At 39.2% G+C, this 12,143-nt stretch carries 8 protein-coding genes; 6 read left to right on the top strand and 2 right to left on the bottom strand.

The window, feature by feature from the left end:
* Window positions 1-14: 14 nt before the first annotated feature.
* Complete coding sequence (locus BI291_RS04175; RefSeq protein ID WP_074496488.1) at window positions 15-1,199, bottom strand: ROK family transcriptional regulator; 1,185 nt, start codon at window positions 1,197-1,199, stop codon at window positions 15-17.
* Between the two features lie 205 nt (window positions 1,200-1,404).
* Here BI291_RS04175 and BI291_RS04170 point away from each other — a divergent pair, with 205 nt between their 5' ends.
* The 5 genes from BI291_RS04170 to BI291_RS04150 all read left to right on the top strand — a co-directional run bounded on the left by BI291_RS04170 (window position 1,405) and on the right by BI291_RS04150 (window position 8,604).
* The gene (locus BI291_RS04170) at window positions 1,405-2,490 is read left to right on the top strand and encodes a substrate-binding domain-containing protein (RefSeq protein WP_254849516.1); all 1,086 of its coding nucleotides are present in this window, start codon (window positions 1,405-1,407) and stop codon (window positions 2,488-2,490) included.
* Window positions 2,491-2,503: 13 nt separating this feature from the next.
* Entirely contained in the window at window positions 2,504-3,472 is a 969-nt protein-coding gene (locus BI291_RS04165) for an ABC transporter permease (protein ID WP_074496487.1), read from the top strand.
* Window positions 3,465-4,241: an ATP-binding cassette domain-containing protein gene (locus BI291_RS04160; protein WP_074496486.1), complete on the top strand. Its 777-nt coding sequence runs from the start codon at window positions 3,465-3,467 to the stop codon at window positions 4,239-4,241. The genes BI291_RS04165 and BI291_RS04160 overlap by 8 nt, the downstream gene beginning before the upstream one ends.
* A 79-nt stretch (window positions 4,242-4,320) precedes the next feature.
* Window positions 4,321-5,925 (top strand): glycoside hydrolase family 3 protein, encoded by a 1,605-nt coding sequence (locus BI291_RS04155; protein ID WP_074496485.1) that lies wholly within the window; start codon window positions 4,321-4,323, stop codon window positions 5,923-5,925.
* A 129-nt stretch (window positions 5,926-6,054) separates the two neighbouring features.
* On the top strand, window positions 6,055-8,604 hold the full coding sequence (locus BI291_RS04150) for a TonB-dependent receptor (protein ID WP_074496484.1): 2,550 nt from the start codon (window positions 6,055-6,057) through the stop codon (window positions 8,602-8,604).
* A gap of 356 nt (window positions 8,605-8,960) precedes the next feature.
* Here BI291_RS04150 and BI291_RS04145 read toward each other — a convergent pair whose 3' ends face one another.
* Window positions 8,961-11,210: an ABC transporter substrate-binding protein gene (locus tag BI291_RS04145; protein WP_074496483.1), complete on the bottom strand. Its 2,250-nt coding sequence runs from the start codon at window positions 11,208-11,210 to the stop codon at window positions 8,961-8,963.
* Between the two features lie 179 nt (window positions 11,211-11,389).
* Between BI291_RS04145 and BI291_RS04140 the strand changes: the two genes are divergently transcribed.
* On the top strand, window positions 11,390-12,124 hold the full coding sequence (locus tag BI291_RS04140; protein WP_074496482.1) for a hypothetical protein: 735 nt from the start codon (window positions 11,390-11,392) through the stop codon (window positions 12,122-12,124).
* Window positions 12,125-12,143: the final 19 nt, after the last annotated feature.

Genomic DNA, 12,143 nt, shown 5'->3' with positions numbered 1-12,143 from the left:
AAAGTTAAACACGATTACTCATATAACAAGTGTTGTAAGGGTGTTTTCTTTATCAAAGGGTTTATTAATAGCGTCTGCATGTTTTCATTACTTAATGCGGCATGTATCGGTAAAGTTGCTACGCCTTTATGTGCAATTTGGTGTACGTTTGGCGTTTTAATAAATCTGACAACATCCCGCTCACCGTATTGAGCGATTGACGGTATATAAGGACGCAAATGGGTGATTAATTTGTCAAGCACCTTATCTTCGATGTCACCACCAATGATAATCGTTTGGCAATTAAGTATTGATTCCAGTGTATGTATCGCAATACGCATGGGTTCAGCAGCCTCTTCAATCCAACGATCAACACTGTTTCGGTTTTCAACACAATATTGCGCTAATTGAGCATTGGTTAACAGCGGCTGTTCAATATATTGTTTTAAACTGCTCAGCGATGCAAAATCATTTAAACGGCCCAACTCTCCCGTTACTTGATCTGTTTCAGGCGTCACAAAAATATCACCTAATGCACCCGTCAACCCATTTTGGCCCAACATAATTTTACGATCAAAAACCACCGCTGACTCAACAACATCACCAATATGCACATAAACAAAACTGTTAAGTTTTTTCGCTTCTCCGTATAACATTTGATAAGCCGCACAAGCAGAGGCCGTTGTTTCTAATGCAACCGGGAGTTTAAGTTCACTAGCGATATCTTGCTGTAATCTTTTTGTTGCTTGATAATCATGTAAATTCTGTTGGTTCACTTGGCCAACACTAAGACCTACAGACAGAATATTTTCTATCGTTAATTCACTCTCCGCCATTAACTTTTCAAAGCAATGCACAACACTGTTCAAGGTGTTTTTATCGCTAATAGGTTGTTGAACATAATACTGCCGCTCGCCTGACAGGTTAAAGAATCCTGCTTCTACCTCGCCAGGAAGTACGCGAAAAGCTAAAGAGTATGCACAATCAGCTTTTAAACAAAGCATTTTAGAAGGCTTCCCAACCGCCCCTTCTTTTTTTATGCCTACTTCTTCAATCAATGCAACATGTAAAAGCTCTTCAACTAAATTAGTGATAGTTTGTTTCGTTAAGTGTGTACGTCGAGAGATTTCAACACGAGAAATTGGCCCTTGTGTGACGATTTCTGATAAAACCAGTCGTAAATTTAGCGCTTTATTCTGTTTTGAATTAGAGCCTTTCACTATTTAATATTCCTCATACACTCACATAAACCAACATTTATCTACATATAGCAACATTTTTACTACTTTTAACAACTAAATATGCAACATAGCACGATAACAAAATAATAAGTCAAAATGTTTGACATATTATTTTTCAACCCTAATATGTTAACCAATTAATAATAAATGACCAGCTTTTGAATGGTTTTAAGGAGAATGCGCTGTGAAAATAGCGAAGTGGTATCATTATTCCCGTATGTCATCAATTACGATCAAGGCACTTGTGATCATAAGCACGACAATTGCTTTACCTGGATATAGCAACAATATTCAAGTACTTGAACATACACAACCATCTAAAAATGTCACCATGACTTCAGCGCAAATAACGGCGTTAAAAAACAAGTCACTGACTGCAGCTTTGGTTTGGCACGGCTCTAGCCCTTGGGTAAACGCTGTGACAGCTGGCGCAAAAAAAACCTTTGAACAACTTGGTATTAAAGTGCTCGCCGTAACGGATGCACAGCTTGATACTGCTAAACAAGTCGCAGACATTGAAAATGTTAGCGCGCTTGAACCTGACATTGTGCTATCGCTAGCAATAGATGGCGTGAGTGCAAAAACCAGTTATCAGAAACTTGTTGCTGGGAAAGCTAAATTAGTACTCTTAAGTAATCCTGTTCCTGATTTTGTGTTAGGTGAAGATTACGTTGGTATTGTTACCGATGATATGGTTGGTATGGGTAAAGCTGCTGCTGAGTTAATGGCCACAGCAACACAGAGTCATGGTGAAATAGCAATGATCTATCATGATGCAAACTATTTTATTACTAACAACCGTGATCGTGCGTTTAAGCAAGAGTTGGCTAATTTTCCAAACTTAAAAATAATTGCTGAAAAAGGATTCGTCAGCGAACACGAAACATCTAATATCGCAGCAGCACTTTTGCTTCAACATCCTAACTTAAAAGCTATTTATGTTTCATGGGATACACCCGCAGAAGGCGTAATTGAAGCGCTACGGGCACAAGGTCGTCGTGATGTAAAAGTGGTCAGTCATGATTTAGGAGTTAGCAACCTTGTTGACATGGCAATGTCAGGTAATATGCACGGTGTAGTTTCTGATCGACCGTTTACAATCGGTGCCACTATGGCAAAACTCGGCGCACTCGCTCATTTGGGGCAAAAAGCTGCACCATACACGCTTGTACCGTTTGATAAAGTGACAAAAGCAAATATCGCTGACATTTGGCAACGTGCTTTTAGTCAACCATTACCTAATACATTAACGCGTGCATTAGCACAATAATAAGGAATGCATCGTGATTATTACTCAATCTCAACGACTTAACTTTAAGCAACTGGCATTAAAGCGCGAAGCCTTTATCTATTATATCTTCTTCGCTGTTTTATTAATCTTTGCCATTGCCCTACATGACACTGCATTTTTAAGCGTCAATAACTTCATGAACATCATTCGGCAAACCGCACCAGTAACGATTATGGCAATCGGTTTAACTTTTGCGCTTGCCGTTGGCCATATTGATTTATCTATTGGCTCTGTTGTTGCACTTTCCGCGTTAGTGGGTGCGCTGTTACTTCAACACACCGGCATTCCTTTGGCGATAGCTGGTGCATTATTAGTCGGCATAACAATTGGCTTAATTAATGGCTTGTTAATAGAACGTTTACAGGTATCTTCACTGCTGATCACACTCGGTACAATGGGTGTCGTTACCGGGCTTGCTCGACAATTAACCAATTTAGAATCAGTGCCAATCATTAACCAAGATTTTACTTTCTTTTTTGGTGCTGGCGAAGTGTGGGGCATCCCAGTATTACTAATATGGACCCTAGCAATTGCATTAGTTGCCTTTGTGGTTTTAAACAAATTAGCCTTTGGTCGTCACTTATTGGCTGCTGGAGGAAGTCCAAAAGCGGCACGAGCCATGGGAATAAACGTTGTTAGGGTGAGACTTACAGCGTTAGTGATTTCTTCAAGTGCAGCAGCGTTAGCTGGTTTGCTTTATGCAGGAAGATTACACGGCGCAAGATATACGCTCGGCGAAGCAGATTTACTGACAGTTATTGCTGCGGTTGCTATTGGAGGCACCAGTTTATTCGGTGGTAGAGCCAGTATTGTTGGTGCCATTTTAGGATCATTACTGATGGGTATGATCAATAATGGACTGATCTTATCGGGTTTTTCCACCAACGAACAAATGATCGCTCGGGGCATCATCTTAATTATTGCCGTTGCTATTGGTATTAAGGAGCTTAAAAATGGTTAGAACAGCACTCGATCAAGTTGCATTAGAAGTTAACAACATCAGTAAAAGCTTCGGCGGCGTACAAGCACTTAAAAACGTTTCTTTCACCATCAACAAAGGAGAAGTTGTTGGATTACTTGGTGATAACGGTGCAGGTAAATCAACGTTAGTACGATGTATCTCTGGCATACATCAACCTGATTCAGGTGAAATATTAGTCAATGAACAACCTGTCTCGATAACGTCTCCTTTAGATGCACGCGCATGCGGTATCGAGACTGTATTTCAAGATCTAGCCATGGTGCCAGAATTTAATATCACAGAAAACCTCTTTTTAAACCGAGAAATTCGCCATAAAAACCCCATACTTGCCTGGCTAGGGTGGCTTGATACCAAGGCGATGGAACAAAAAGGTCGTAAGGCACTTAACCGATTAAACAGTCGTATACCTAGTTACACCGAAAAAATTCACAACCTATCAGGCGGCCAACGGCAAGCTGTGGCTATCGCACGAGCGGTCAATTGGGGAGCAGATATTGTCATAATGGACGAACCGACAGCGGCATTAGGTGTAGAACAAAGTGCGCAAGTTAATGAATTAATTAACATCATCAGTGGTCAAGGGGTTGCGGTGTTATTAATCAGTCATAATATGCAACATGTTAGTGAAACTTGTGATCGCGCCGTTGTTTTATATCAAGGTACTTCGACAGCCGATGTCTCTGTAAAAGAAGTCAGTAAAGAGCAGTTAGTGAGTTTAATCACTGGCGCAAGCGTTAGCGCCGCTTAAACATTTTAAAAAAAGCCCTTAAAAATTATGCTCGTGTTCATCGAGTCGGGAAAGTCATGTTTTTATTCAAGGAAAAGTGATGGATTTCACACATAAAGTTAATACCTTAATTGCAAGCTTATCGTTACCAGAAAAGGTTGGTCAATTATTTGTGCTTGCTTTCGCTGGGGAAGATATTGATTATGCCAAAAGTCTTGTCCGTGATTATCATATTGGTGGTTTTTATATTACCGATGATAATGCTAAAACTAGCCAAGCTGCATCAACACTCGCACAAACACTGCAAACACAGGCAAGCCTTCGCGCATGTGACGCCCCCTTGATTCTCGCAGTAGATCAGGAAGGCGCTTGGGGCATATTGACTAACGAAACGGATTTAGGCCCCGGCAATTTAGCGTTAGGCATCGCAAACGATACACAATTAACACAAAATATGTATCAAGTATTTGCAGAGCAAATGCAAACCATTGGTTATAATACGTTGCTCTCTCCTTGTGCAGACGTCAATGCCAATCCTGATAACCCTATCATTGGTCAGCGTGCCTTTGGCGAACAAGCAGAGCACGTAGCTTTACATGTAAAAGCAGCAGTTGAAGGGGTACAAAAATCAAGTAATGTTGCTTGTGCAAAACACTTTCCAGGGCATGGCGACACAAAAACAGATAGCCATAGATCGTTACCTACAGTTGACAAATCACTTGCCGAACTCACACAACAAGATTTATTACCTTTTTCGCATGCAATCAATGCAGGCGTTGCTATGATCATGACCAGTCATATCTGTTACCCACAACTTGATGCTGAAAATCCTGCAACATTGTCCTACCCGATTTTAACAACGTTATTGAAAGAGCAAATGGGCTTCGATGGTTTAATTATTACCGATAGTATGAATATGTGGGCAATGCGTAAAAATTATCAACCAGAGCACGCAGCAGTGCAAGCACTGAACGCAGGGGCTCATTTGATCATGTTAAGTGAAGAACATTACGAAAACCAAGAAACCCCCTACAAAGAAATACAACAACAAACTATTCAGGGGGTTATTGATGCCGTACAACAACAAAAACTCCCCCTATCTGTCATTGATAACGCGTTAGCAAAAGTATTATGTATGCGCTACCAAAAACTACAGCAGCCAGTAAATCACACTCAATTTTCCAAAAAGCGGTGTCAAGAGATCGCCCAGCAATCATGCAGTCAAAGCATTAAATTATTAAGAAACCATGCTAACTGGTTGCCGTTAAATGGTCGGCATTTCTACCTAACATTTGCCGCGAATGAACAGTGTTATGAATCTTTAGTAAACTCGAGAGGTATAGGGCCAAATGATCCCGTACCTGCCCGTCAAGCGTTGATAAGCGAACTAACAACACTTGGCGCTAATTACACCCTAGTACCACTTGAACAGCTCAACGAAGATCATCCAGCATTCACCAGTGATGATCCTATTATTATCACCACTGAAGATTATCCACTCCCCGGTGAAAGCTTTGATACAGATGAGCAACAACAAAAAGTAATAGGCTTACTCAATCTATTTCAGCAGCGACTTATCGTGATAGCTTGTCGTTCCGATTATGAACTGAAGCATTTTCCAAGCTTACAAACTTATTTATGTAGTTATTCAAGTAGAGCCCTTAGTGCTCGCGCACTCGCGCAATACCTTATTAAAAAAGTGTAAAAAATAATCAAATTAATGATTGACATTTAGTCAAATTGATTGATTAATAATTAGTATAATTATTTTACTAATTATTAAAAATAAAACGAATACATAACTAAAACAAATAGCTAAAAGGAAAATAACAAGATGAAAACACCAGTCGCCAGTTACCTTGCATTAGCAATCACCGCTGCCTTATCCGGCTACAGCGTAAATGCTTATGCAGAACAATCTACCTCAGAAAAAGTAGAAGTAATCGAAGTAAAAGGTATTCGAGGAAGTCTTTCTCAGGCATTAAACAATAAACGCTTTACTGATGCGGTAATAGATTCAATTTCTGCTGAAGATATTGGTAAATTTCCAGACAAAAATATCGGTGACGCATTACAACGCATTCCTGGTGTAACTGTCTCGCGTGACTTTTCAGAAGTTGATGGCGTAACAGTACGAGGCACAGCTCCCCAACACAGTATGGTGTTATTAAATGGTCAAAATGTCGCTTCGGTTGGCTGGTTTGACTTAGCGCCTTTTAATCGTAGCTTTAATTTTGAGTTGTTATCCGCAGAACAAATAGGCGGCTTAGATGTTTATAAATCAGTTGAAGCTGATATTAATGAAGGCGCGCTTGGTGGCACCATTAATTTAAAAACACGTCGTCCACTTAGTGTTGAAAGTAATACTTTTTTTGCTTCGACAGAAGGTGCGTATAGTAAATCAGCTGGCGACTGGACAGCTAACGGTTCAGGGCTTTACAGTTGGAAAAATGACAATGAAAGCTTAGGCTTTTTAGTAGCACATTCTGTTGAAAATCAAAGTGTATACCGCGAAACCTTGCGCTCTTTTGGTGAGCCATTAGCGAAACCCGCCGACTCTCTTGGAAATATTCCTGTCGCTCCAGGCGCAATGGCATCCATATTATTTGACGAAGAACGTAAACGTGAGAGTTCACAGGTTACTTTGCAATACCAGGCAACAGAACAATTACAATTAATTGCAGATTATAACAAATTTACCCTTGAGAATGATCACGTCAATACGGCCATGTTCGCCATTCCGGCATTATTTTCACAATACGATGGCACAACAGCCGTTGTAAATGATAAAGGCGTAACAACACGCGTGACAACGGTTCCTTTCGGCGGTGCTCAGCCGTTAGTACCACTGTTTAATAATGCCGTATTACGTAAACCCAAAATGGAAATGGATGTGCTCAATTTAACCGCTGAATACCAAACTGATAGTTGGTCATTAAACGCGGTAATTGGTCAATCAACCGCCAAGTCCAGAGGACTTCAATCAAGTACATGGTGGGGCAATATTGCCGAGAGTGAAAAAACAGGGTTTACGTTTGATACTTCTGGACCATTAGAGCTTGAGTTAACTCACCCAGATTATGCCTTAGATCATGAGCAAATGATGATCCATAGTGAGTTTAGCTACTTAAATAATATCCGTGATAATGAAATCAATTACTATCAAATTGATGTTGTTCATGAATTAGACTTTGGTATTTTTACATCTATTAAATCGGGCATTAAATATCAAGATCAGGAGTTTTCAGCCCGCATTGACCGTTACGATGACGGTATACTTGCTAGCGCCATGAACGACGGTTTAACCTTAGCTGATTACAATGGTGGCACTGTCTCTGGTTTACACAGCAAAGAAGGCAGAGATGGAACGCTATCGTCATTCGCCGTGATCAATAGAGACATTTGGCAATATGCGAAAGATAATCAAGGTGCCTTGCGCATAACCGAAGCTTTTTTAATCGATGAAAGTATCACTTCAGCATATGCAAAAGCTAACTTTAGCGGTGACGGTTTTCGCGGTAATATCGGTGTGAGAATTGTAGAGACTGATGTGAACTCAACAGGCGAAATAGACGGAAAGCCATCAACAGGAAAGAAATCTTACACCAATATTCTACCGAGTATAAATGTCGTTGCTGACGTAACAGAAGATTTATTAGTACGATTTGCAGCGGGCTCTAGTGTTGCTCGACCAGATTACGACCAAATGAAGATGTCAGCGAGTTTAGTGCCTACCATGGGTACCGCAACAATCGGTAATCCTGATATAGAGCCTTATAAGTCAGATCAATATGATTTAGGCATTGAATGGTATTTTGATCCTTCATCATTATTAGGAGCAACACTGTTTAAGAAAAATATTAGTGATTATATCTACACAACTGCCGCACAGGAATCCTTAGCCGGATGCTCAGAAACTTGTTTAGTGACTCGTTCACGTAATGTCGGCACGGCTGACGTTTCAGGCGTTGAATTTCAATACCAACAAGATTTTGGTAATGGCTTCGGTGTGCAGTTTAATTATACTTATACCGACAGTTCTTTAATCAACCCAGCCGGTCAAAAGGAACGGTTAGATCGAGTTTCTCAAAATTCATTTAATTTATCAGGCTACTACGAAAACGAAGACGTTAGCGCTCGTATTGCCTACAACGCACGTGATGAGTGGCAAAGCTTTGAAAGTAGCGCACTTGCAACAAACAAACCTTATTATCAACTTGATGCTTCGTTTGTTTGGCACGTAACAGATAATGTTGATATTTCTATAGAGGGTGTGAATATTTTAAATGAAGCGCGTGTAACTACCTTACCTGAATATAACGTTTACCACAGTGTTGATGAATATGGTGCTCGTTACTTTGTTGGCGCTAGCGTGAAGTTTTAACGCTGGTAACAAGTTAACCAAAGGTTTAGATCCCTTACCCTAAGCCTTTGGTTATTTTTGTTAACACGACAAATCTATCATTTCAGTTAGCTATCATTGCTTTATGTGCTCTCAACTATCAATTTAGGTAATTGCCAACGTGTCACTAGCACCTCACCTTGCCACGTTTAGATCGTTAACCACACTTTGTTGGTGTTTAGGCTTCAGGCGCAAACGCATGTACTACTTGTTCGTGTTCACTACCATGCCATATATCGTGTTTATCTTGTTTTACGTTGCGCCAGCAAACGGCAGCAAAACAATGTAAGATAATTTTATCCCCATGGTATATGAGTGCGTTTCATCGGGGGGGTAATTTATAAAAAATATTGCAAACAGCGTTGGAACAGTAGTTGCGTATCAATGGGTTTGCCAAGGTGGTAAGCAAACCCTTGCGCTAAATACTGCTTAATATCTTCTTCCATTACATTTGCTGTTAACGCGATAACGGGTATGCTCGGGTATAATTCATGGATAATTTTTTGTGCTTGTAAGCCATCCATCACTGGCATTTGTATATCCATAAAAATTAAATCAACCTGCTTATTTGCAAGCAGTTCTACCGCTTCTTGCCCATTATTGGCAATAACCAACTCGACCTTCGTTGGCTTCATCATTGACGAAAATATTGTCTGATTAATACGGTTATCTTCGGCCAATAAAAAGGTCTTACCGCGTAAGTCAGGTGCTGAAAGCTTTTTCGTGCTCAGCGCTTGTTGTGTAACATCAGCTTGAGTAATAGGTAATACCACTTCAAAGGTTGTACCTTGTTGCGGCTTACTTTCTACCTCAATGGAGCCATTCATCATATCGATTAATGATTTACAAATAGACATACCAAGACCAGTACCGCCATATTTTCGCGTAGTGGTATTATCGGCTTGTTCAAAACGGTTATATAAACGATCTATGGCCTCCTGTTTCATACCAATACCACTATCTTGTACGCGGATAAATAAGGCACCTTGCTTATCAGTATCTACCAATACGTTTACTTCGCCAACATTCGTGAACTTGACCGCATTTGAGCTCAAATTTAATAGAATTTGTTTAATTCGTACACTGTCACCTAACCACCCTTGCTGATAGTTTTTTCCTTTAATAATAGAAAATTTTACATGCTTTTCTTCAGCGATAGGCGTTAAAGAGATAGAGAGCACTTCAAGTAACATATCTAAATTGAACGGCTTAGTTTCTAACGTTAACTTATGAGCGTTTATTTTTGAGAAATCTAAAATGTCGTTAATAATAGTGAGTAACATCTCTGAAGAATAACTCGCTTTTTCTAATAAATCTTTTGCTTCATCAGATTGCGGCATCTCTTGTAGTAATTGAATAGTGCCTAAAACACCGTTCATCGGCGTTCGTATTTCATGGCTCATATTTGCTAAAAACAGTGATTTTGCGTTATTCGCTGCTTCTTCTTTTTGCTTTGCAACTTCAATACGTCGCTTTTGTTCAGACAATAGCTCAACATGTTGATGTAATTGTTTATTATTACTTTCAAGTGTTTTAGTTTGTTCATTCACAATGCGCTTTAAACGTTTATTAAAACGCATTTGCACAAAGAGATACGCAACAAACAACAACGCACAAGACAACGCAATGTAAAATATACGCGAGTTTATTTCAAAAGGCTTCGGCTCATAATCACGTAACAATAATCCGGTTAAGCTACCATCTTCCGGTGCCATGTTTAAGTTTTGATACACCTGCGCAGCACGTGAAAATCGTGCAGGAAAGACACTACCAATAGGCACTATATTAGGTTTAATAAGAACTTCCGTTGCCTTAGCTTCTTTTAAAATATTAGTTAGTGTATTTTCTGCACGATACTTATCTTTAATAAGCAGAGCAATTTCTTGTTGATGTTTCAACGCATATAGCCAACCTTTATGGGTTGCTGACACAAAACGCTTAATTGAAGATAAGTCGCGCTTCACACGCTGTTCAGTGGTAAATAGCAGATCTCCGTAGAAATCAATACCGTAACTTGAAGGGTCTATAATATTGTAATCGATCCCTTTAGCATCATAAATAAAAGGCTGATTTGAACGATAAGCTGACATAACATCTGCTGTACCATTAACTAACGCATTATTATTAAAAGTATGAGCCACAAATTCATAATTATTCACATTAAACATTTCAAGCAATGCATTTAACGACGCATCATCTAAATTACGCTGAAACATGATTTTTTTACCGGTAAAATCATACGGACTAGCAATGCCAGATGACTTCAACGACATAAAAATTAATGGGCTAGATTGGAATATTGTTGTCGCAACAACCAGTGGTTGTCCTTTTAACTTGGCAGCAACAATTGATGAGTCACCAACAGCAAAATCCGCTTTGCCGGATAATACATTTTCGATAACGCTGGTATTAATATCCCTTTCTCTTATTTCTACGTCAAAACCTGCGTCTTGATAATACCCTTTTTCTAAGGCCGCATAATAACCAGCAAATTGAAATTGATGAAACCATTTTAGCTGTAAAACAACCTTTTCTTGACCCCATGCAAAAGGAACGACTAACAGCAATAAAATAAAGAACTTCTTCATCACACAACTTATCAAGAACATGTCACTTTACTATAGTACAAACAAGTGAGAGATAAAGATTTTTATGTCTTATTATAGAGGTATCACCTCGAATCACTGAGGTATTCTCCGAACCCCTATATGAAACGGCATACTACTTGCTGTGATTACTGCTCTAGTGTCAATTTTTTGAGTTTTCTATGATTAACAATATTAATAACTATAGCCATTTTTTTAGCGGTAACACGACAAACTCATCGTCTACAGAAGTTGATGAAATAATTGCCTCACATAAATCACCTCAAGAAACGGCTACAAGTACTGTTGAAAATAGCCAATCCCATTTATTTCTCAGTAGTAAAGCACAAAAAATTAATGCCATATCAAATGAGTTTTTCACCGGAAATGATATGAGTTTCGATGATATTGACGCCTTAAAGACACGCGCCTATCAATTGGGGCTCATTAATAAAGAAGAGTATGGGCAGTTATCGAATACCGAATATTCTGCCGAAGAAATACAAGCATCAAAAGATTTATCAACAACAGGAATTGCTCATTACATCACCGACTTTTTGCAGCGTTTAGATGACAGTGATGCAGGTAAAACAGAAAACGCCACCGCAAATGACCAAGAAGACAATACTGAGGAAAGTGATGCATTAGTTGCGTTAAAATCAGCGTTAACAAACGCTAAGAAGATTATTGAAGACGTAGAAAGTGAAAAAGCAAACCCTGAATTTAAAGCCACATTAATCGATACCATTTCTGTTTTAAAAGACACCATTAACGCCAGTGCTTTTGAAAAAATGCCCGTTGACGACAACGTTGGGTTAACCAAAGTGTATCAAACGTTAGAAATCGTAGATAAAATTTCTCCTCAACGACTAACGAATGAAAAATTAAATCGCTATATGTCGGTGTCATTAGGATAATATCCTAATTATTGGCTTA

The sequence above is a fragment of the Thalassotalea sp. PP2-459 genome (genome assembly GCF_001913705.1).
GTDB lineage: Bacteria > Pseudomonadota > Gammaproteobacteria > Enterobacterales > Alteromonadaceae > Thalassotalea_C > Thalassotalea_C hakodatensis.
Note: the sequence above shows the minus strand (reverse complement) of the source record. Positions and strands in the feature narration are given on the sequence as shown.

Coding starts and splice junctions, on each gene's coding strand:
- BI291_RS04160 (WP_074496486.1), top strand. CDS start 3,465: ATGGTTAGAACAGCACTCGATCAAGTTGCATTAGAAGTTAACAACATC.
- BI291_RS04155 (WP_074496485.1), top strand. CDS start 4,321: ATGGATTTCACACATAAAGTTAATACCTTAATTGCAAGCTTATCGTTA.
- BI291_RS04150 (WP_074496484.1), top strand. CDS start 6,055: ATGAAAACACCAGTCGCCAGTTACCTTGCATTAGCAATCACCGCTGCC.
- BI291_RS04145 (WP_074496483.1), bottom strand. CDS start 11,210: ATGAAGAAGTTCTTTATTTTATTGCTGTTAGTCGTTCCTTTTGCATGG.
- BI291_RS04140 (WP_074496482.1), top strand. CDS start 11,390: ATGATTAACAATATTAATAACTATAGCCATTTTTTTAGCGGTAACACG.